A 23,316-nucleotide genomic window follows, 5' to 3' on the forward strand; every position below is an offset into this window, starting at 1 on the left:
ATGTGCAGACGGGCTTGTACTTAGCGGCTACAACCGATACCCCAAGTTGGTATCTTCGCCAAACACTCAATGGCGGCGCTGACCTGGGCTACTTTTATGATGGTTACACTTCATCGGAGGCTCCAGTTGAGAAGGAGCTTTCGGTTTCGGTTGATAGGAATACTGCGAATAATACGTTCACGGTGAGTGGTGCGTGTGAACCGAATTCTGACGTGTTGGTGGTCGAGAAATCGAGTCCTGGTGTGGCGTTGTTCCCGAATGGGAAGTGTAGTCCGTCGGGTTCGTATGTGTCGCCCCAGATTGTGGGGAAGCCGGGTCAGGACACGGTGTATACGGTGACGCAGAAGACGCCGCGGGGGACGGTGACGTTGAAGGATGTGACGGTGCATTTTGATGCGGCACCGGTTGAGAAGGAACTCACGGTCACGGTGGAGAAGAACACGTCGAACACGACGTTCGTGGTGAAGGGTGCGTGTGAACCAAATTCTGACCTGTGGGTGAATCTGAAGAACAACACGACTGATCAGTTGTTCCCGAATGGGAAGTGTAGTCCGTCGGGTTCGTATGTGTCGCCCCAGATTGCGGGGAAGCCGGGTCAGGACACGGTGTACACGGTGACGCAGAAGACGCCTGGGGGGACGGTGACGTTGAAGGATGTGACGGTGCATTTTGATGCGAACCCTGGCGGGACCACGAATGGTGGTGGGACGGTGGTGGACCGGCCTGACGAGGTGGGGTACATCGTGAAGAGTGTGAGTAGTGGCAGCCCGCGTGAGGTGCGGGTGGGAGACACGGTGAAGTACGAGATTACGTTCGGGCAGGGTCGTGGTGACACGGACACGCTCACGAACGTGAAGGTCTCTGACCAGCTTCCGTCTGGTCTGGAATTATCGAAGGTCGAGTTTCAGAGTTGGAGTCAGAACCCGGTGTTCAGTCAGGGACCGAACCGGTTCAGTATCAGCGGGAACACGGTGACGGTTGCAGCGGATCGGATTCCGTTTGAGAACTCGCAGGGAAACACGTCGTTCCGGGTGGGAGTGATCGTGACGGCCAAGGTCGTTGCCGCACCTGCTCAGGGGGATGTGTTTAAGAACACGGCAGTGGTGAAAGACTACCCAATGGGTATCGCGTGTACGCCGGCGTTTGCGGAGACTCGGTGCGCCACTGATGCGAGTGTGAAGTACCTTACGGGCGTGAATGGTGGCCCTGACGCAGGCATGAACGCGTCAGCATCCGCGAGCGCGTCAGCTCAGGCAGACAGTAACAAGAATGCTGCTGCGGTGGGGGCTGCGCAGGGTGCTGCTGACTCGACAGGCAACCCGGATAGTGGAAAGTCTGCTGCGGCGAACCATGATGCGACCGCTGCTGCCGCGTCTGCGGGGAACACGCAAGCGTCCGCGAACACGACCGGTAACACGTCCGCGGTAGGGGCCGCGCAGGGTGCCGCGGTCGGTACGCACTCCTCGACGGCGAATAGTTCCGCGAACACGAAGGGCACAACGGCTGCGAACGCGGATGCGTCGGCGGCGTCGAAGGGTGCGTCGTCGGCTTCGGCTGACGCGTCAGGAACCGCGGCAGGAGGAGCGAACGCAGGATCCCAGGTCAACGGCGCCGCGAACGGTGGCATGAACGCATCCGCATCAGCTTCCGCGTCAGCTCAAGCGGACAGTAACAAGAATGCTGCTGCGGTGGGGGCTGCGCAGGGTGCTGCAGACTCGACAGGCAACCCGGATAGTGGAAAGTCTGCTGCGGCAAACCATGACGCGACCGCCGCTGCCGCGTCCGCTGGGAACACGCAAGCGTCAACGAACACGACCGGTAACACGTCCGCGGTAGGTGCGGCGCAGGGTGCTGCGGTGGGTACGCAGAACTCGACGGCGAATAGTTCCGCGAACACGAAGGGAACTGCTGCTGCGAACGCGGATGCGTCGGCGGCGTCGAAGGGTGCGTCGTCGGCTTCGGCTGACGCGTCAGGGACCGCGGCGGGTGGTGCGAACGCGGGCGCTCAGGTTAACGGTGCTGCGAACGGTGGCATGAACGCGTCAGCATCAGCAAGCGCGTCTGCCCAGGCGGACAGCAATAAGAATGCTGCTGCGGTGGGGGCTGCGCAGGGTGCTGCAGACTCGACGGGTAACCCGGATAGTGGGAAGTCTGCTGCGGCGAACCATGACGCGACCGCTGCTGCCGCATCCGCCGGGAACACGCAAGCGTCCGCGAACGCGACCGGTTCTACGACCGCGGTAGGTGCGGCGCAGGGTGCTGCGGTCGGGACGCACACCTCGACGGCGAATAGTTCCGCGAACACGAAGGGAACGGCTGCTGCGAACCATGACGCGTCTGCTGCGTCGTCGTCGGCGTCGTCTGCGAATGCGTCGTCGAACGCGGCAGGGAACGCGAACGGGGCGAACGCGAACGCTGCTTCTCGTGGGAACGATGTCCCACCAAAGATCAGCACCGGAACCCTGCCTGACGCAACAATTGGTGTCAAGTACACCGCGACCGTGAAGTCCTCGGGCAACCCGGTACCCTCGTATTCGGTGTCATCAGGCAAACTTCCTAAGGGACTCACCCTGAACGCGAAGTCGGGCGTGATTTCAGGGACACCGTCTGAGCGGGGAACGTTCACGTTCACGGTGACCGCGAAGAGCTCGGCGGGTACGAACCCGAAAGTGTTCTCAATCATGGTGAAACCCTCCACTAAGTCAGGGGTCTGTGTCGCGCCACGCAAAATACCCGTGTTTGCTGACACCCCCTTGTCGCACAAGTTCTATACAGAGATCGACTGGATGGAGTGCATGAAGTACTCCACCGGTTGGCGCCAACCCGCCGGCAAGCCGCTCTACAAACCCCAGGACAACCTGGAACGTCAAGCCATGGCGGCGTTCATCTACCGGATGGAAGGTCCAAAGAACTACCAGGCGCCGAAGGTGTCACCGTTCGCGGACGTGAAGCCAGGAGACTCGTTCTACAAGGAGATGGCGTGGATGTACGAAGCGAAACTCTCTACCGGGTACAAAGAGCCTGGTGGGAAGCCGACGTTCCGGCCACACACATCACTCACCCGTGAAGCGATGGCAGCGTTCATCTACCGCCTCGAAGCGCCGAAGAACTACACGGCACCGAAGGTGTCACCGATGGCGGACATGCGGCCGGGGATGTCGTTCTATAAGGAGATCTCGTGGATGTACGACGTGAAGCTCTCTACCGGTAACAAGACAGTTGCCGGGAAAGAATACTGGCCCAAGGACGACCTCAGCCGTCAAGCGATGGCAGCGTTCATTTACCGGCTCGTACTCGACTACCGCAAATAGATAACTACCCCTGCCATTCCGCGCAGACTCCACGACTCGTGGGGGGTTGTGCGGGACGGCAGGGGGTGTAGGCCTGGCGGCAGAGTCCCCCCTTTTCTGTGCCGTCAGGGTTTCTCTCGAGCTGCACTCTGAGAGATCCCTCTGTTGTCACTGATCGCGGCCACCTCCTTTTCCCGTTCCCCTGGCGAGCATCCCCCCTGATGTGCGTTTGCTGGGCGAATCGGCCGCGATCAGTGACACCCCCCCAGAAAAACCCCAAGCCCACATACCGGCACCCGAATGCTGCGTGAGCGGGGATCGGGCCCGAAAGGACACGTAGTCGTCAAGAGGCGGCTACGTGCCCTGATCGGTGATGCGTGAGCGAACTGAGGACGGAAAACATGCAACAGACAACAACCCCGCCTTCTGAGTATCAAGCTCATCGGTTGAGTTGGATGCCCTTCCGCCTGAGTAGGAAGGTCGGGGCGAGCAGTATGTGTCATTGGCAGCTACTTCCGGGTTGGGGATGGTGCATGTGTCCCTATTTGCGGCGGGACACCTACTCAGGCGACCTGAAGTCGTACTCAACTTCCTCCGGTTGTCGCCAAGCGTTACTCAGTTTCAAGGTCTCTCGTGTAGTTGAGCCGTCTTCCCATGCTGTTCTTGGTGTGGCGAAGCTTTGCGAAGCCTCTACGAGTGGGATCTCGTTAGTCGTTTCGCGAACGTCACCACCTGCGAGAACCCAGGTTTCTGACCGAGGTTTCGGTTCGTGTTGAGCAAACAGCGTATTGAACAGCAAAGCCAAAGAACATTAAGGACAGCAAGGCCAATGAAATTGAAACGACTGGGAAGGCCGATCCCTAGCGGTCTGGCCCTTGCTCTGGAGCTTTCAGGGGCGGGACTTGCAGGCGGCAATTCTTCAGCGAGTGCAGCTGAGCCCTTAACGGGTGATGCGGGTAGCGCTCGAACGGCCAAGCTCGCAATGGAGGTGAAGAAATGGCAGCCTGTCGTGGGCTTGCGTAGAACGACAGAGCATTAGACCTGGCGGCAGAATTCCCCTAGCCGTCAGGGTTTCTCTCGAATTGCTCTCCGAGAGAGTCCCCTGGTCACTGACCGCGGCCACTCCAAGAATCACAGTTGGCATCCCCCCTAACTCTGCTGACTGCGGTGATTTGGCCGCGGTCAGTGACCCCCCCCGAGTAAGAACTAAATCTCACGCGTTGGACCTGGCGAGATTCCCTGGCTGCGTCCTATCTGCTCACGACGTTGTGATCTGTTGAAAGTTTGGGCAGACATCGCGTCACGAAGCAATTTTGGAGTAAAGCATGACACTCACGCACACGCGCCCGCCGACAGATGAGGGCGTGGACGACGTGGATCGTCCAGACCCCTCACCGGAGGCGAGCCCTAAGGCCGCAAAAGAGCCGTCTGTCCCGCAGGCGAGTTTTGCGGATCCTGCGAGTCGGAAGCGTTCTCCGCTGATGCGGGTTGTTGCTGTTCTGGTGCTGGTCTTCACGGCCTGGCATTTGTTCGCGTCGTTCTTGTGGATCGCGCCGGTAACGCCGTTGCGTGAGCTCGTGCCGGGGAACATGTTGTCGTCGTACATGATTCCGATGTTTGGGCAGAGCTGGAGCGTGTTCGCGCCCGCTCCTATTAATGGTGATTTCTCGTTGAAGGTGCGCGCCCAGGTCGAACAGAACGGTGAGCTGGTGGAGACCGACTGGGTGGATGCCGCTCAGATCGAGGTGCATGCCATGCACACCCATAACCTGTTCCCGCCGCGTGCGAGTACCGCGGGCCTGCAGCAGGCGTCCGCGTTGAAGAACGCGTGGGACGATCTCGCGGGAGACCAGCAAGCCCTGGTTGCTGAAGACTTCGTGCAAGACGACACGGCGGGCGAGCGGCTCAGCTACTTGTTGACCGAGGATGACCCGAACTTTGTGGGCTCGACCTATTACACGATTGAACACCGCACCGCCGCGTACGCGACCCAGGTCGCTCGTGCCGTGTGGGGCGACGGCGTGAAAGAGATCCAGTTCCAGGCTTCACGCCAGAACGTGATTCCGTTCGAACAGCGGCACGATCCCGATGCGGTACGTCCTCCGGTACAGATTGTGCAGACCGGGTGGCGGGTCCCGGTCGTGCTCCACGGCCAGTCCGATGTCCGTTTCGCTGAAGTGTTTACCCCGATGTACAACTCCTACGAGGAGACCAGCAAATGAGCGCTCAACAGCCCACAACAGACCCCACACCCGGTGTCGGAGCCGGCCTGAAACGCCTTCTCGTAGGTGTCTTCCGAGACGGCTGGAAAAACCTCGTCGCGCAACTCACCCTGCTACGCGACTTTTTCGAGCACTGGCTCATGGACGCGCCGAAGGCCAGGTACGGGATCGCGGTCACCCGCATGTTGTTCTCGTTCGCGGCGATCGGGATCCTGCTCACGAACTTCAACACCCGCTTTTACGCGTTCGGGACGGGGTCTGCGTGGTCGAGTGAGCTCGATAAACCCATCAGCGATTTCCCGAATATCTGGTTGTTCTCCTTCTTCTACCGCATTATCGAGAACGACACCCTGTTCACGATCGCGTACATCCTGCTCGGGGTCCTCGCGTTCATCCTGATGATTGGGTATCGCACGAAGATCGTGATGCCCATCTTCTTCGTCGGCTGGGTCAGCTTCATCGAACTGAACGACATGCTGGGGGATCAGGGCGACAACATCTTCCGCATCGTGATGCTCGTCCTCATGTTTGCCGACACCAGTAGCCGCTGGTCACTCGATGCGAAGCGGCGCAAAAAGTACGCCCTGAACCCGACCAACAGTTTTGTGGGTCGTGCACTCCGGGGTGGCCCGCTTGTACCGTCGTGGTTTCGGAACTTGTTCCACAACGTTGCGATCATGATCCTCGTCTGCCAGGTCTCCATGGTGTACGTCTCTGGCGCGTTCTACAAAGCGTCGGGAGAGCCCTGGGATGATGGCATCGCGCTCTACGCCCCAATCACGACGCAACAGTTTGGTACCTGGCCAGAACTCTCCGCGTTCTTCACCTCGTGGGGCCCAGTTGTGGCCGGGCTGACCTATATGACGCTCCTGATTCAGGCGTTCTTCCCGGCCATGCTGATGAACAAGTGGACGCGCCGTCTCGCGCTCCTCGTGATCGTCGTCTTCCACCTGGGTATCGCGCTGCTGATGGGGTTGCCGTGGTTCTCGTTGTGCATGATCGGCATCGATTCCGTGTTCATCCGCGACGTTTCGTGGCAGCGGTTGAGCCTCTGGATCACTAGTACCTATCGCGGGAAGACCACTCCCGCGACCACCACCTCTCTCATGCAAGGACAACCCGCATGACCCCCACACAACGTTTCACTGCTCGTACGGGTGCTGCGATCCTCGCTTCCGCGTTGATCCTCACCGGCATCGCGGGCTGTTCACCCGCACCCACCGCGTCAAAAGCGCAGCAAACCCAGGCCCCGGTCCCGATCGCTCTGCCAGATACCAGCACGGGGAAGCTCGCGGACTGGGTCATCACGCAAATGAATGGCACGAGCCCGACTGATGGGGCCGAGTTGAAGACGCGTATGGATCCCGAACTGTTGAAGGGCATCAAGGAAGCAGAGCTTGCGAAGATCCTTGACGAGCGCCAGGCGAGCCGTAACTGGGTGCCAACGAAGGTGAAAGAAACCACGATCGACGACATGAATGTGATCTATGTGCGTCTGCAGTCTGACAGCTCGGACGCGGTCACAGTGTTGCAGATTTCGCAGTCGCGTAAGAGCAAGTTGATGGCCGGTATCTACTTCCTCGCACCAGGCGCCATCGACTTCAGCAGTAAGTAGCGGCAAACCCGGGAAGGAGCAAAGGCAGCAATTCGCGAGCTCCTCTGAGCGGAGTGATGCTGGCGATCCGCCGCGTTCGCAATCTTCAGTCCTAAAGGTTCTGTAATCCGGGCATTCATTTTGGGTGTCCACGTGAATAAGGAGAAAAATGAAACAGCCAATGTTGAGGCGCTTAGCACCGGTGGCGGTGGTGGGTTTGACAACGTTTTCACTGTTGGGATCATCGCTCGTAGCCAATGCGGCTGATCCTGAGACCACCGAGTACAAAAAATGCTTGGCCGACAACACTGTTCTGGTCATGCCTGATAGCCCGGAGTGGAACACCGGTGCTGAAAACGCGAACCTCGGAGCGTGGTGGCCCGAAGGGCAAGCGACGATCGAGTCAGACGGTCTGCATGTATCGGCGGAAGAAACAGGGCCACGTGCGGCTGTGACATTCAATTTGCCGCAGAATATCGAGCCGGCAGATCTGTGTATCCCAGACATGAAATACAGCGGTACGGGCGCTCAGCCAGCCCTGAACTATGTGCCGCACCTTGAAACCGTCAACAACGATGTGAACGCCAATGCTTACACCTCGTTTGTTATGGCGGGGCCAGAGAACTGGTGGTACACCAAGAACTCCACAAAGCCATGGAAAACGGAAATTGGGATCGATAATGTTCCGCTCAAGGCCTTCTTTGACGGCGGTTGGGCGACAGACGTGTATCGTGCAGGATTCTCGCTCGGTTCTGGGTCAACTGGCGAGGGTGTACTCTCATCTGTGACGTTTGGGGGCACGAAGTACGTGTTCACCGATGTCTACGTCGATGATCTGAACATGATGTCGCTTTCTACCCCCGCTGGCAGGATGCCCACCATGCCGAAGGCGAAAATTACCTGGAGCGATGGGTCATACTCCGAGGACGAGGTCGATTGGGATGCAATCGATCCTGCGGACCTGGTGGAAGGCGCCTTTCTCTATGTAGATGGAATAGTTAGGAACACCAAGAACCCCGAAGCCGAGCCGATTCCAGTCAGGACTGAGCTCACGGTAGAAGCTGCGGTTCCAGAAGATGTTATTCTGCCCGACGAAGAGACAGCCGTTGGTGTGGGCATTGACCTGCCCGATGCCGTCACGGTTACCTGGACTGACGGCAGGAATGAAGAGGCAGACGTTTCATGGGAAGAGTTCAAGCCCACTGAAGCAGGCGAGTTCACTGTGAATGGCGTCGCCAAACTTGCGGGCGGTGACGAAGTTAATGTGACCAAGAAGGTCACTGTTGTCGAGCTCGCCGCGACTGGATACGAGCCGGTTGCAGACACCTTGACTGCCGCTGGCGTCGCTCCGGTCATGCCTAAGTTTGTGAGGGTGAACTGGAACTACGGTCCTTCGACTGAGCTTCCTGCGGTGTGGGACGCGGTTGATGTTTCTGAGCCTGGAACCTTTGAGGTCGGCGGCAAAGTTGCGATAGCGGGCGCTGATGCGCTTGATGTGAAAGCAAACGTGATCGTGTCTGATGCGGTTGCGGTTGATGTTGCGCCTGTTACTGATGTGTCGACGCTTACTGGTGTGAAGCCTGAGTTGCCTGCCAAGGTGACGGTCAACATGAGTGACGGTAAGACCGTGGAGCTTCCTGTTGTGTGGGACGCGGTTGATGCTGATGATTATGCGGTTGCTGGTGGCTTTACCGTGAAGGGTTCGGTTGCCATTGATGGTGCTGATGCGCTTGAAGCATCCGTAAAGGTAGTTGTGACTGATGCGGTTGCGGTTGATGTTGCGCCTGTTACTGATGTGTCGACGCTTACTGGTGTGAAGCCTGAGTTGCCTGCCAAGGTGACGGTCAACATGAGTGACGGTAAGACCGTGGAGCTTCCTGTTGTGTGGGACGCGGTTGATGCTGATGATTATGCGGTTGCTGGTGACTTTACCGTGAAGGGTTCGGTTGCCATTGATGGTGCTGATGCGCTTGAAGCATCCGTAAAGGTTGTTGTGTCTGATGCGGTTGCGGTTGATGTTGCGCCTGTTGCTGATGTGTCGACGCCTGCTGGTGTGAAGCCTGAGTTGCCTGCCAAGGTGACGGTCAACATGAGTGACGGTAAGACCGTGGAGCTTCCTGTTGTGTGGGACGCGGTTGATGCTGATGATTATGCGGTTGCTGGTGACTTTACCGTGAAGGGTTCGGTTGCCATTGATGGTGCTGATGCGCTTGAAGCATCCGTAAAGGTTGTTGTGTCTGATGCGGTTGCGGTTGAGGTTGCGCCGGTTGCTGATGTGTCGACGCCTGCTGGTGTGAAGCCTGAGTTGCCTGCCAAGGTGACGGTCAACATGAGTGACGGTAAGACCGTGGAGCTTCCTGTTGTGTGGGACGCGGTTGATGCTGATGATTATGCGGTTGCTGGTGACTTTACCGTGAAGGGTTCGGTTGCCATTGATGGTGCTGATGCGCTTGAAGCATCGGTGAAGGTTGTTGTGACCGCGGTTGTTGTTCCGCCGGCTCCGAAGCCTTCCGTCTCGGGTTCGACCAAGTCTGTCGATGCTGGCGGCAAGATCACCATCACGGGCAAGGACTTCGCACCGAACGAATCAGTCACCGTCACGCTCGGTGGATCCAACCTCGCAACTGCAAAGGCTGATGCGAACGGCAAACTGTCGATAACTGTCACGATTCCCGTAAAGACCACCGAGGGCAAACACGCCATCACAGTAAAGGGTGCGAGCTCTGACGCACTCACCGTCGAACTGACCGTGAAGAAAGGCAAGGTCGACCCGGCCTGCGTAGTTCCTTCGAAGAGCCCTGTGTTCTTGGATACTCCGGTGTCGCACAAGTTCTATAAAGAGATCGACTGGATGTACTGCATGAAGTACACCACCGGTATCAAGGCTCCCAACGGTCTGAACTATGCGCCGCAGCAGGAACTGACTCGAGAGGCGATGGCGGCATTCATTTACCGTCTCGAAGCACCGAAGGGTTATGTGGCTCCGAAGGTGTCTCCGTTCGCTGATGTGAAGCCTGGCGATAAGTTCTACACGGAGATCGCGTGGATGTTCGACAAGAAGCTGTCCACGGGTACGAAGCAGGCCACCGGTAAGCCGATGTTTATGCCGAAGGACAGCCTGTCGCGTGAAGCAATGGCCGCGTTTATTTACCGTCTTGAGGCTCCGAAGAACTACACGGCTCCGAAGAAGTCGGCTCTGGCCGACATGAAGCCGGGGATGTCGTTCTACAAGGAGATCTCGTGGATGTACGACGTGAAGCTCACGACTGGTAATAAGACGGCTGCGGGCAAGGAATACCTGCCCAAGGACAAGCTGACGCGTCAGGCGATGGCTGCGTTTATTTACCGTCTGGTCACCGACTACCGCAATTAGTCAATCACTCGCTGTTGTATCTGAGTGCGTGGCCATGCGTGCCCAGATACAACGGCAGTCCCCGCTCATATGAGCGGGGACATCTGTCTGGTCGGTGCGGAGTGTGCAAGTCTTTGCACCGACCAGCCTCACCTGTCCTCGGAGGGCTCTGGAAGGTTTTTGTTCCACATGTTTCATAAATTGAAGTACCGATCGCAAGTAGCTCCAAAGGTGGAGCCGCGATCCCGAAATCATATTCGTATTCTGCGACCACTCGCACTTGGTGCGGTCGCTCTTTTGGGGTTTTCGGGCCTTACAATCTCAGGTGCAGACCAGGCTCTCGCTGTCACGAACGTGACGAACGGTCGCATTCAGATTGATCAGCCCAACCCGGTCAGTGAAATCACTCTGGCGAATGGGTACCGACAGCAGTATTACTCCCGCACGCTGGGCGGAAAAGCATTCTACGGGAGCGGCGGGTATCCTGTCTTTTTTGATGCGGGGCGAAACAAATCGATCCCGCTTCCGAGCGAAACTCAAGCTTCGGGCGGCACCGGCACTGTCGGCGACCCCTTCTGGTTGGAAACCTCCGGTGTTTTTAGCGACCCGGCATATGCGGGGTCGACATTTACGCAGCGCCTAAGCTACGTGATTGGCACCGAGTACATGCGCAATGACATGACTATCACGAACAACAGCTCCGAAACGCAGAACATTCAGTTTGGTCAGTACGCTGACTGTTTCTTCAACGGGGACGACAACGGAACCAGCCGCGTAGTCTCTGGCCAGATGGTGCAGTGCGTGCAGGGCTCCAAAGCGATGTCGCTGATCGCTGTTACCCCTGGAGCGGCATTTGCAGGCGGGCACTATATTGGTGTCCGCAAAAAGGTTCTCGGTGACTTTGTCGGCACGGCGTCTGCTGACAAGTGCTTCAACTCCAGCTCGCTGGAAATGAATTGCAATACGTATCTCGATAACGGGTTTGGGATGGTCTGGAAGGATCAGATCGCACCAGGATCGACCGTCACGAAGACTGGCTACCTGAGCTATACCGACAAATTGGCGTTTGTGAATCTGACGCCGGAGTCTGCGGTATCTTCGACTTCAGTTCGTCCGAACCAGAATGTCACGTACAAGCTGTCGGTCAAGAACGCTGGCCCCTCAGCATCTGAGGGCACCAAGGTAGCATTTGCACTTCCTGCCGGATTCTCGTACGTGAGCGCGAGTGGAACGGGAAGCTATAACGCTGCAGCAGGCACTTGGGAGATTGGTACGATCGGGATCAACGGCGAGGCCACTATCGAGATCGTCGCGAAAGCTCTGCAGCCCGGTGAATGGACCACGAAAACTACTGCGACCGCATCTGACGGGATTGATACTGCTCCCTGCCAAGCTGACGATAGCTGTGGATCACCGCTCACTGTGACAGTCCTTGCTACAGGAGTGGCTGCGAACAGCACCATCACGGCAGCGCCTGCGCAGTTGACCGCTGACGGTACGTCGCAGTCCACCATCACCGTGACCGCGTATGACGCTGCCGGTGACCCGGTCGGGTTTGGCGGCGCGAAGGTCGTTCTAGCGACCGACCTTGGCACACTGTCGAACGTGAAGGACAACGGTGACGGCACTTACACCGCGACTCTGACATCGACAAAGTCTGGACCCGCAACCGTCAGCGTTGAGTTGAACGACGAGACGGTCCCCAGAACCGCGCTGGTGCAATTTAATGCCGGGGCAGTAGCCACCGCAAAATACAGTGTGACCGATGACGTGCAGGTGGTTGGCACCGGACAGCACACAATCACGATCACGCTGGCCGACGCCCACAACAACCCCGTCTTGGGTAAGGCCGGAAAGCTCACCGCTTCTGCCGCACCCGGCCTCGGTGATGGAGAGATTTCGGCGTTCAACGCGACGGGAACGCCGGGGAGTACACGGCCACAGTCACCTCCACCGTTGCGAAACCACAAGCCATCACAGTGAACATTGATGGGAGTCCGGCGACGGCTGACGGAAATGCGAGCGCAAGGTTCTCGCCCGGTCCGCTGGCCAGCAAGATCTACTCCGTTACCGGTGGTGATGTGTCAGTAGAGGGCGGATCGCACTCAGTAACATTGGCGCTTGCTGATCAGTACGGTAACCCGATCCCTGGGTTCACCGGTTCTCTTCTCGCGGAAAGTCAGGATGATTTGGGTGACGGCGAGATCTCGGCGTTCACGGAGTCCACTATCCCAGGTACTTATGAGGCGAAAATCACCTCGACCAGTTCCGGCTCCAAGAAGATTGAGGTCTCGGTTGCTGGCGCCCAAGCAACGGTTGGCGCCCGCGACACGGCGAGCTTTATCCCCGGTGGTGTGTCTATCCCTCACGAAGGCACCCGATACTCGGTGACCGAGGGCGACCGTGTAGTCGGCGACGGCACCCACACCGTCACCGTGACCCTGGTGGATAAGTATGGCAACCCCGTGCCCGGTCAGGCAGCAGGATTGTCGGCGACAATTCCGGAGGCTCTCGGAACGGGCGGGCTGAGTGAGTTTGAAGAAACTTCAACCCTCGGCACCTACACAGCAACCCTCGCGTCTACTATCGCGGGGGCGAAGGACGTGGCGATCCTGCACGGTGGCGACCGACTCACCGAGACCGGAAACAAGGTCGCGAAGTTCATTCCTGGCGCTATTGATTCCCCGGCATACACGGTGTCGCTCGGTTCCCGCGTCGTTGGTGAAGACGCGCACACGGTGACGGTGAAGCTTGCCGACAAATACGGAAACGTGGTTTCCGGAATGGCTGCAGAGTTGAAAGCCGCAACGACCGACGAACTCGGAGAGGGCGCCGTCTCGGCATTTGTTGAGACGGGTACCCCGGGTACCTACACTGCCACGGTCGCGTCCACGCGTTCGGGCGGCAAACAAATGACCGTCTCGCTCACCGGAAACCCGGTGACTGTGCAGGGTAATGCCGTCGCTCTGTTCGGAGCAGGTGCGGTTAGCAGCATTAAGTATGTCATTACGACCGGCGAAGAGATGGTGGGTTCTGGCAAGCACACCGTCACGATTATGCTCGCTGACAAATACGGCAACCCGGTTCCCGGTCAGTCTGGAAAATTGAAGATCACGGCGAAGGACGATCTGGGCAAGGGATCGATCTCCGACATCGTGGAAACTGATGTTCCGGGCACATACACGGCAACGATTACCTCGACAATCGCGGGTACGAAGGCGCTCACGATCACGGTCGATGGTGTCGAAGACGTGGAAGGTGTCGCTGACGGCAACGACGCGGCGCACTTCGCAGCCCTGCCGCAGGAGAAGGCTCCGCCTGCTCCAGCACCGGAGCTTGCTGCAACGGGCGGATCCTCAGTGTTGCCAGTGGCCGGGATCTCGATTCTGTTGCTGCTCGTTGGCGGAGCACTTCTTGTATTCCACAACCGTGGTCGCAAGCAGCGCTCAAAGTAGCGACGAGCCCGTGTAAGCGTCAGCGGATCGACTCCACGTTTGACTCGTGGAGTTGATCCGCTGACGCTTTCAGAAACTCGCAGTAGTTAGCCTCCGCGATCACACTCAAATAAACTACGCAATTTTCGAGATGAACTACGCACTTATTGACCAGAAATATACCTGGATTTTGCGGGTAACTACCTCGATCAATACCTAAATTCGTTCCACATTGTGGTTCAGATTCATCCCCTGGGAAATGATGAGGGGGAACTTTTCCTCCTGGTCCAGCCCGTTAAAGAATGCGCGACTTGGTCTGTCTGTTGAGCAAACGTGGACTGACGCTCGCTGGATATGGAGTGCTTATGTTCGACAAACGTAATGAGCTTGAGGGGGCGACCATGCGACAAGAGACTTTCTTCGTAAGTGAAATTGAAAAGGCAATGGTTGCCATAAACCAGCGGCTGTCCGTGCACATATCTACTCTGGGTGAGGGACGCCAAGTTGTCTTTGCTCGAGTCGTGTCACTACTCGAGGGAGAAGGTCGTCGGGTATATCGCATTCGTTGCAGTAAGGGGCTTTCGGGCGAACCATTGGCTGCACTGCGGCTCTCCGACTTTTGGGGCGAATCCCGTCTAGACGAAACGACGTCTGTTTCGAGAATCGTGTCGACCTTCGCCGCAGCCATTTTCAAGAACCGTTTGCCAATCATCGCTATTGAGAATGTCGAACATGTCGATCCGCTCACCTGGGCCGTGATTGAAGCGATTGAAATGCGGACAAGAGTTCAACTCGTTACATGCGGTGACCGCATGACAAGCTCACGTATCCAGGAAAAGAACGGATTGGCGGATTTTGCCTGGCCCTGGAAAGAGATACCGATTGGTGGGCTGTCTTTTGTCGAAGTGAGCGCATATGTCGCCAGGGAGGTTGGGGAGGGCGTCGAGCCAGAGCTGATCCGAAGGGTATACATGGAAACCCGGGGTCATTTCGATCTCGTGAAGGCCGTTGTGCAGACTGGCTTGAGTGAGGGATTTATCGTTTTGCGAGGTGGGGAGTGGGTACTCGACGGAGAAATGTGGAGTTCGCTCACCGAGCAATATTTGTGGTTCTTTCTCGATCGACTGCCGAAAGAGATGCTTGAAATGCTTGAAGTGTTGGCCGTGTGTGGGGGAGCAAAGCTAGAGGATATTGGGGGCACTTTTTCTGAAACGCTCCTCCGCCAGCTGGTCGAGGAGGGCATCGTTACCTCCACGGATCCCGACAAGAAGACGCCGACCCAAACGATCCCACCGATATTGGACCGCTACTTCGAAGAGACCATGACCCTCGCGCGGCGAAAAGAAATCTTCCAAGGCTGCGACCACCCCAAAGCTGAATACTTGAATTTCAGAGAGACAAACATTCAAGACGCGCCCAAAGTTGCTTCTTGGCCGACATCCCACCCCGCATTGGAGCGTACTCGTGCCGCAGACGTAGCACTTGCTGGAATGCTGCGCGCCAAATGGAGAACCTCGTACGAGCGCACCCGCGCAGATTGGCTAGAACGCCCCTCAGCTGAGACCGCTCTACTTTATCTCCGTGCTTTGTTTGTCTGGGAGGGAAACCCGGGAGCTGTAGCGGAAGTGTTCCGTGACCTGGGCAGTACCGAGGGTGAGTCAGACGCGGCTGCCGAGATCGAGGTACTTAGGCTGAGTTATCGCTACCTCGTGGAATCCGAGCACGGCGACGCGGTAGTGGTGCAAGAAGGACTCGACAAGCGATTCCCCCGATTTAGCGACGTGTTCTTTGGAAGTGAACTGTTCTTGAGGGGTATGCTCGCGCTGCCGTATGAAGAGAACGATCTCACTCGTGATACTTCAAACTTTTTCTATCTCAGGTCGCTGATCTATGTGAGAGCGCTCAAGGGGTCTGTGTCTGAGCATCTCGACGAGATTCTTCCAGAGACAATGGCTGCCTCCCGTGACCCTCAGTTTCCTCGTCAGAGGGATACGGCGACCTATCTCTCGATTGCAGCGGGGATGTTTGCCGATGGGCGGATAGTCGAGCTGACCGGTTGGTCGTTGGATTTGATTGAGGCAGCGATGGAGGAGCCCGACTATCGGTTCGTTATTCAGCATTCTTACAACGCTGCTCTGGGGCTTTACCTCATGGGGAGGCTGGAAGAGGCCGCCTCACTCGCTGACGCGGTTTTTGCGAACGGGGATCCGGCCTTGTTTTCACGTTATTTTTATGCGGGGCTTTTGTTGCTGAGCGCCTTGATCGCGTACCGTCAGGGGCGCGAGACGGTGGTGAGGCGCTTTCTCGAGCATTACCACGCGATGGGCGTCTCTGACGCTGCGTTGCCGTGCCTTGCTCCTGAAATCGCGACAGCTCTGCAGCAACTCATCGACCAAAAACCCGGAAAGGCAACTGCCACCCTGCTGGCAGGCATAGCTCGAACCGTTGCGCAGGGCTCCGTTCTTGCCGCTTTCTTTCTCACTGTGGTGAGTATCCAGCTCTGCGGCAAAAGAGTAGTCTCACAGCTCGAAGCGTTTGACCTTGGAAGTCGGGTATCGCCCAAGCTCTCGTTGTTTCTGCAGTTTACTCAGGCCTTGTTGAAGGGCGACCCCGAGCAGCTTGTATCCGCAGGCGCCGCTCTGGCTGCGGAGGGTGAGGATTACTTTGCCTCGATCGCATACGGCCTTGCGATTGATTCTCTGGCGCGATCCGGCGAATTGAAGGAAGCGAAGACAGTTGCGGAACTCAGAGATTCGCTGAGTATCGCGGCAGCACACGAGCCACTCAAGCTCGTTGCCGCTACCCTGGATCTTCGGCCCAGCCCCCGCCTTACCCCTCGAGAACTCGAACTCGCTGCCCACGCGAATCTCAGCAACCAGGAGATTGCAAACCGATTTTCGCTCAGTCCAAGAACTGTCGAGAACCATCTGCAGCATGCGAGAGAAAAGCTCAACGTGCCTGACCGCCGGAGCCTCGCCGCAGCTGCCACAGCGTTGCAAGAGAGCAACAGGGGACGAACTGCTCGAGGCATTATCGGTGGCTAAGGCTTCTGCGAACCGGGATACGCCCGGGCTTGAAGGTCTGCACATCCAGACCTACTCACTATTTCCCTGACTTCCGACTTAATGTTGTGAATCTCGCCTTTGAACTACTCAGATTTCGATACTCAGTGGGAATCCGGCCGGCGCTGATGGTTGAGAATGAGTTTGCACTGATCACCTGCGTGGACGCTTCTTGTAGCGCCACGAATGACCTGGCGGTAATGCATTGCCGTCAGGGCCTCACCGGTCTGAAATACGCTGAGGCCACGTCGTTGACTGCGGCGGGTCAACCCGCAGCCCGTCTCCCCCGGCCTGTTGCGGGGCCTTGCCGCAGTCAACGACCCCACACCCGAAAGTGATCATCCTTGAACAGTCGCTGAAGCAGCAGAATGCTGAGCCCAGGAATGTGACGTGGTGTCGCGCCCCATACCGATTGCTGGCGGTAGCTCCCTATCTCTTCGTTATGCCGTTCTCGTGCTCCGCAGCGATTTGTCGGGGCACCGTGTTGATCGGTTGAGACAACCTTGACTACTGAAATCATGTGCCTCACTCGTTAAGAAAGCCCCTGCTTTAGGTACTTAACTTCGCCCGGATCACTACCCAAATCAACCCTCGCACTACCTAAGTAGACGCAAAATTAGCGCACCTCGATGAGACCATTGAGTACCTAAACGCGGTTGAAGTCACCAGTGAATCACTGTCCCAATCGCGTTCTCGGGGTCGTCCCTTTTCTTGGGTCTGATCCATCACAGTTCTGTTGTCCCGGCACCAGTGGTAACTCGCAATAACCAATATGCGCACTAGTGCAAAATCGAAATGGAGAGATAATTGCTCAGTTTTACTGCGGCATTTCCCAGTATCAGTAGATCCGCTGTCCCCGGCGAACCTAAGCCTGCAGCTGCGCCTGAAAAGAGACGGACGCGTCGTGCGTTGCTCTCGGTGCTTGCTATTGCCAGCCTTCTCGGGGGAAACCTCGCGGTGGGGAGTGTAAATGCACCGGGCGCCCACGCGTTCGAGGTCTCCGAAGTGTTCCCCATTGTCGATCCTGGCAATCAAGGTTCCGAAGGTGAGCAGAATCCTCATTGGCTCACAAAAGGCTCTTTCGCTGGTGGCGGGAAGTACACAAAGGACGGCTGGACACGTCTCACCGCAGGTGGCACCGGGCAATCGGTGAACCTTCTCAATGAACGTGCATTTCCCTCAACAACTGGGTTCGTGGCCGAGTTCGACTACAGAATGACCGGGGTGGACGCCATTGCGCCAAAGGTTGCTGCCGCTGACGGCATGACCTTCCATCTCATCGACGGTAACTCTTCCATTTCGAATGGTGGAGCTGGCTCAGGACTCGGGTATGCGACCAATGATTCGGTAAACGCGAAAAGCGGCGTGGAGGGCGGATACTTCGGTGTTGGCCTCGACGCTTCGGGCTGGTTTAACAAGGCCATCAAGGCGGTTACTGGTACCAACAAGATTTGTGGGCGGGATGGAAGCAACGACGTTGTTGTGCCCGGATTTATTTTGCGTGGACCCGGGAATGCCGGCTGCAGTATTGCGGATTACCCTCTCATCGCGTCGGTTCCCAGTTCGGAACTCAAAACTGACAACACGAAGACGGACCCCGCCGAGGTTAACGGTGGATACAAACGTGTTCGCATGACGGTGACGCCTGCTGATGTCGGCACAGACGTTGTGATCCGAGTCGCTGACGCAGCGGAAAAGGGTGCGCCTGTTGGCGCCTTCACGGAGGTTATGAACACGCATGTTCCGGTAAAAGCTCCGGCCACGCTCAAACTCGGGTTCTCCGCAGCCACCTCATCGAACTCAGACGTTCCAGCCCTTTTCCAAGACATCCGGAACATCCAAGTAACCGCATTGACAGACCTCGACGTTGACGGTGCATTGCTGAATGCGGGCGAAGGTACGGGCCCCGATGGGGTGTTCATGCCCGGCGATACCGTCAAGTTGCGGTACACCCTAAAGAACCACGGTCCGACGGCAATCGGTGGTGCTGCGGACGGCGTAGCCCGTTTCTACCAGAACCTGGGCGATTCAGTATTGAGCGACCCCACATGGAACTGTGAGGCGCACGACGGTGCTACCTGCGAAAAACGAGTCGGCGACGAACAAGAGGTTATCGCTGCGTGGTCGGGGCCAAAAAATAGCAGTGTAACAATTGACGTCGATGCCAAGGTCAAGAAGGGTACCTACTCGGGCAACCACCCGGTAGTGGGAGTGATCCCAACTGACTTTGAGAACAACACTCTTGACCTCGCCCAGAGCACGGTGCAAGAGAACGGCGCAGTCAGCGATTCGGACCTCTCAAACAACAGGTCTGAACTTGAGATTCCCGTTGGACAGACTCGGGCGGCCAGCAAATCAACCGTCGAAGCAACGCCCAGCGTGGTTACCGCTGATGGCGCATCGACCTCTACCGTGAAAGTCATCACTCGCGAGGGCAACGAAACCCCGATGCGGACTGGCGGCGGAACGATCGTGCTGAGCCCCGAGTTTGGAAACGTCAGCAATGTCGAAGACAAGGGTGACGGCACCTACACCGCCACCTGGTCGTCAACGAAAGCCGGATCCCCCTCTATTGGCTTCACAGTAGACGGGATCGAATCGCCGTCCACGACGAACGTGCGTTTTACCCCGGGACAGTTTGAAATCGGTGATGCAAACGCAAGTAACTTCACTGTTGACGCAAGTGAGGATCCAGTGGTTGTTGGCGATGCCCACACGATAACGCTCAAGACCTTCGACCAGTTCGAGAATGGCACCGATATTGACCTGTCGCGGGTCAAACTATTCGCGAGCCCGAGCGAGGGTGTTGAATTCACCGGGTTCCAAGCAAAGGAAAACAAGCCGGGCGAGTACACCGTCACCGTTTCGTCGACTGTTGCGGGTTCGAAGACCATCACTGTGAAAATCGATGATGTCGCAGTGCTTGTGAGTGACGGCGGCACCCAAATTGCTGACTTTGCTCCAGGCGCACCATCACTCGAAGACAGCTCGAGCGCAAACTACACAGTGTCTCCGGGCCCCGCGGTTGTGGGTAAGGACGCGCATACGGTAACTGTGAACCTAAAGGACGCGCACGGGAACGCAGTTCTCAACGCTGCAGCCGGCCTGGCTCTGGATGTTGCCGACCTGGGTGGCGGCGTAGCGACTGGCTTTGCAAGCAAGGGCGACGGCGTATACACCGCGACAATTACCTCGAAGCTCGCTGGATCAAAGCCAGTGGGTGTGACTCTCGACGGTAAATCTCTCAAGCTGCAGGATGGCGGAAACGCAGACGCACTTTTCATCGCGGACGTGTTTGACGAGAACAACTCGAGCGCCAGTAGCTTTACGGTGTTGGGATCCGCTGAACCTGTTGCAACAGGGGGCGGTTCTTACACGGTGCAGGTGAAGGTTGCCGACCAGTTCGAAAATGGCGCCGACATTGATCCCGAGCTCATTGAGCCGACGTCGACCCCATCTGCTGGCGTGACTTTTTCGGCGTTCCGCAAAACCGCGGGTAAGCCCGGCGAATACACCGCCACTGTTTCTTCGACCGTCGTCGGTGTGAAGACGATCTCGGTGAAGATCAAGTCGGTTGCTGTTCAGAAACTAGCGGGCGGAAGCAACACTGCAGAGTTTGTCGCGGGCCAGGATGTCTTGGATGCCCGCGAGCAAGCGAAGGGTGATCTTGTTGCTGCTGGGAATGCGGCGAAGGACAAGGTTGACGGGTTGCCTGGTCTGACTGATGACGAGAAGCAGGCCGCGAAGGACGCGATTGATGCGTTGGTCGAAGAGGGTAAGACCTCGATTGATGGTGCTGGTTCGACTGGAGATGCCGCAAATGTGGGCGGTTCGGTTGAAGACGCGGTGACCAAGGTTGTGGCTGATGCTGAGCTTGCTGGCGCGAAGAGCGTGGGTAAGGACGCGTTGGATGCGGCTGCTGATTCGGCGAAGCAGGCTGTTGAAGAGTTGTTGAACGTGTCGCAGGAAGAGAAGGATCTTGCCAAGGGCAAGATTGATGCGGCGCGTGATGCGGCCAAGGTGAAGGTTGATGCTGCGGAGTCGACTGGTGAGGTGACTGATGAGGTTACTGCCGGGAAGGGCATCATCGATGGTCTCTTTGATGGTCTGGTCGGTTCGGGAAACACGAACCTTGAGCAGGCGAAGGATAAGGCGAAGGGTGATCTTGTTGCTGCTGGGAATGCGGCGAAGGACAAGGTTGACGGGTTGCCTGGTCTGACTGCTGACGAGAAGCAGGCCGCGAAGGACGCGATTGATGCGTTGGTCGAAGAGGGTAAGACCTCGATTGATGGTGCTGGTTCGACTGGAGATGCCGCAAATGTGGGCGGTTCGGTTGAAGACGCGGTGACCAAGGTTGTGGCTGATGCTGAGCTTGCTGGCGCGAAGAGCGTGGGTAAGGACGCGTTGGATGCGGCTGCTGATTCGGCGAAGCAGGCTGTTGAAGAGTTGTTGAACGTGTCGCAGGAAGAGAAGGATCTTGCCAAGGGCAAGATTGATGCGGCGCGTGATGCGGCCAAGGTGAAGGTTGATGCTGCGGAGTCGACTGGTGAGGTGACTGATGAGGTTACTGCCGGGAAGGGCATCATCGATGGTCTCTTTGATGGTCTGGTCGGTTCGGGAAACACGAACCTTGAGCAGGCGAAGGATAAGGCGAAGGGTGATCTTGTTGCTGCTGGGAATGCGGCGAAGGACAAGGTTGACGGGTTGCCTGGTCTGACTGATGACGAGAAGCAGGCCGCGAAGGACGCGATTGATGCGTTGGTCGAGGAGGGTAAGACCTCGATTGATGGTGCTGGTTCGACTGGAGATGCCGCAAATGTGGGCGGTTCGGTTGAAGACGCGGTGACCAAGGTTGTGGCTGATGCTGAGCTTGCTGGCGCGAAGAGCGTGGGTAAGGACGCGTTGGATGCGGCTGCTGATTCGGCGAAGCAGGCTGTTGAAGAGTTGTTGAATGTGTCGCAGGAAGAGAAGGATCTTGCCAAGGGCAAGATTGATGCGGCGCGTGATGCGGCCAAGGTGAAGGTTGATGCTGCGGAGTCGACTGGTGAGGTGACTGATGAGGTTACTGCCGGCAAGACCGTGATCGACGGCATCACCGTAAACAAGCCCGGACCTCCGGCGCCCCCAGTGGCGGATCCCTCGAACGGTGATACCGTCTCCGGTAAGGCTGAAAACGGCACCACCGTGACCGTGACGGACAAGGACGGCAAGGAACTCTGCTCTCACGTAGTGACAGACGGAACCTTCAGCTGCGTGCCAAAGCCCAAACCAGAGCACGGCGACGAGATTACAATCACGGTTACTGATCCTGCAGGCAACTCTTCAGCGACAACCGTCGTAGTGAAGTCGCCGGCCGCCCCTAAAATGACTGGCGCTAAGTTGGCAAATGGTGAGGTCAACTCCGCATACAGTGCGCAGGTGACGGCAACAGGAAAGCCCGCCCCCGTTTTGACTATCTCTGGTGGCAAGCTCCCCGAAGGGCTGAAGTTCGACGCCAAGACGGGCAAGCTCTCGGGCAAGCCAACAAAGGCGGGTACGTACACATTCGAGGTATCGGCGAAGAACGAGGCTGGAACGGCTACCGCGAAGTTTACGCTCGAGGTAAAGAAAGCCAAGGTGTTCCCGGAGTGTGCCGTGACACGAACGGTGCCTGTTTTCGCGGATGCCCCCGTAGCGCATAAGTTCTACAAAGAGATCGACTGGATGGGAGTGCATGAAGTACTCGACCGGTTGGAAGCAGGCAGCGGGCAAGCCGCTGTACAAGCCGAGCGATGGTCTGCAGCGTGCTGCAATGGCTGCGTTTATCTTCCGTATGGAGGATCCGAAGGGTTATGTTGCTCCGAAGGTATCGCCGTTTGTCGACGTAAACCCCGGTGATCCCTTCTACAAAGAGATTGCTTGGATGTATGAGTCTAAGCTCTCGACGGGATACAAAGAAGCGGCAGGCAAGCCAAGCTATCGCCCGAATGCGGGTCTGACCCGTGAAGCGATGGCGGCGTTCATCTACCGTCTTGAAGCCCCTCAGAACTACAAGGCCCCGGCCGTGTCGCCAATGGCTGACATGAAACCAGGGATGAAGTTCTACAAGGAGATTTCGTGGATGTATTCCGTGAAGTTGACGACGGGTAACACGACCGAACGAGGCAAGGAATACCTTCCGAAAGATGAGTTGTCGCGTCAAGCGATGGCGGCGTTCATCCACCGCCTCGTGACGAGCTACCGGGCTTAACAAGCAGCCAGTAGCTGAGACAGAAACGAATGATCGTATATGCCGGGGTGTGGTTCGGAAGAACCAAATGGCCCCGGCATATACGATCATTCTTCGTTTGTAGCTGGATGAAATCCAGTCGAAAGTCTTCGCC

The 23,316-nt window shown here is 57.3% G+C and carries 10 protein-coding genes; all 10 read left to right on the forward strand.

What is annotated here, in order from left to right:
* Positions 1 to 287 precede the first annotated feature (287 nt).
* Complete coding sequence (locus G7068_RS12320; protein ID WP_166292234.1) at positions 288 to 3,311, forward strand: putative Ig domain-containing protein; 3,024 nt, start codon at positions 288 to 290, stop codon at positions 3,309 to 3,311.
* A gap of 1,304 nt (positions 3,312 to 4,615) precedes the next feature.
* Positions 4,616 to 5,512 carry a DUF5819 family protein gene (locus G7068_RS12325; RefSeq protein ID WP_244304482.1) on the forward strand — a complete coding sequence of 299 codons (897 nt, stop codon included), beginning with the start codon at positions 4,616 to 4,618 and terminating at the stop codon, positions 5,510 to 5,512.
* Positions 5,509 to 6,639, forward strand: coding sequence for an HTTM domain-containing protein (locus tag G7068_RS12330; protein ID WP_166292235.1), 1,131 nt, complete (start codon positions 5,509 to 5,511; stop codon positions 6,637 to 6,639). The genes G7068_RS12325 and G7068_RS12330 overlap by 4 nt, the downstream gene beginning before the upstream one ends.
* Positions 6,636 to 7,127: a Cpe/LpqF family protein gene (locus G7068_RS12335; protein WP_166292236.1), complete on the forward strand. Its 492-nt coding sequence runs from the start codon at positions 6,636 to 6,638 to the stop codon at positions 7,125 to 7,127. Before G7068_RS12330 ends, G7068_RS12335 begins: the two co-directional genes overlap by 4 nt.
* A gap of 274 nt (positions 7,128 to 7,401) precedes the next feature.
* Positions 7,402 to 10,479 carry an Ig-like domain-containing protein gene (locus tag G7068_RS12340; RefSeq protein ID WP_166292237.1) on the forward strand — a complete coding sequence of 1,026 codons (3,078 nt, stop codon included), beginning with the start codon at positions 7,402 to 7,404 and terminating at the stop codon, positions 10,477 to 10,479.
* A 168-nt stretch (positions 10,480 to 10,647) separates the two neighbouring features.
* Complete coding sequence (locus G7068_RS12345; protein ID WP_166292238.1) at positions 10,648 to 12,441, forward strand: invasin domain 3-containing protein; 1,794 nt, start codon at positions 10,648 to 10,650, stop codon at positions 12,439 to 12,441.
* On the forward strand, positions 12,438 to 13,913 hold the full coding sequence (locus tag G7068_RS12350) for an invasin domain 3-containing protein (protein ID WP_166292239.1): 1,476 nt from the start codon (positions 12,438 to 12,440) through the stop codon (positions 13,911 to 13,913). The genes G7068_RS12345 and G7068_RS12350 overlap by 4 nt, the downstream gene beginning before the upstream one ends.
* Positions 13,914 to 14,257: 344 nt before the next feature.
* Positions 14,258 to 16,936: a helix-turn-helix transcriptional regulator gene (locus G7068_RS12355; RefSeq protein ID WP_166292240.1), complete on the forward strand. Its 2,679-nt coding sequence runs from the start codon at positions 14,258 to 14,260 to the stop codon at positions 16,934 to 16,936.
* Positions 16,937 to 18,148: 1,212 nt separating this feature from the next.
* On the forward strand, positions 18,149 to 22,831 hold the full coding sequence (locus G7068_RS12360) for a DUF1542 domain-containing protein (protein WP_166292241.1): 4,683 nt from the start codon (positions 18,149 to 18,151) through the stop codon (positions 22,829 to 22,831).
* Positions 22,746 to 23,183 (forward strand): S-layer homology domain-containing protein, encoded by a 438-nt coding sequence (locus tag G7068_RS12365; protein WP_166292242.1) that lies wholly within the window; start codon positions 22,746 to 22,748, stop codon positions 23,181 to 23,183. Before G7068_RS12360 ends, G7068_RS12365 begins: the two co-directional genes overlap by 86 nt.
* Positions 23,184 to 23,316: the final 133 nt, after the last annotated feature.

The sequence above is a fragment of the Leucobacter viscericola genome (genome assembly GCF_011299575.1).
Classification (GTDB): Bacteria; Actinomycetota; Actinomycetes; order Actinomycetales; family Microbacteriaceae; genus Leucobacter; species Leucobacter viscericola.

Excerpts from the sequence above, each read along its gene's own strand:
- G7068_RS12330 (WP_166292235.1), top strand. The coding sequence starts at position 5,509 with ATGAGCGCTCAACAGCCCACAACAGACCCCACACCCGGTGTCGGAGCC.
- G7068_RS12335 (WP_166292236.1), top strand. The coding sequence starts at position 6,636 with ATGACCCCCACACAACGTTTCACTGCTCGTACGGGTGCTGCGATCCTC.
- G7068_RS12345 (WP_166292238.1), top strand. The coding sequence starts at position 10,648 with ATGTTTCATAAATTGAAGTACCGATCGCAAGTAGCTCCAAAGGTGGAG.
- G7068_RS12355 (WP_166292240.1), top strand. The coding sequence starts at position 14,258 with ATGTTCGACAAACGTAATGAGCTTGAGGGGGCGACCATGCGACAAGAG.
- G7068_RS12325 (WP_244304482.1), top strand. The coding sequence starts at position 4,616 with ATGACACTCACGCACACGCGCCCGCCGACAGATGAGGGCGTGGACGAC.
- G7068_RS12365 (WP_166292242.1), top strand. The coding sequence starts at position 22,746 with ATGGCTGCGTTTATCTTCCGTATGGAGGATCCGAAGGGTTATGTTGCT.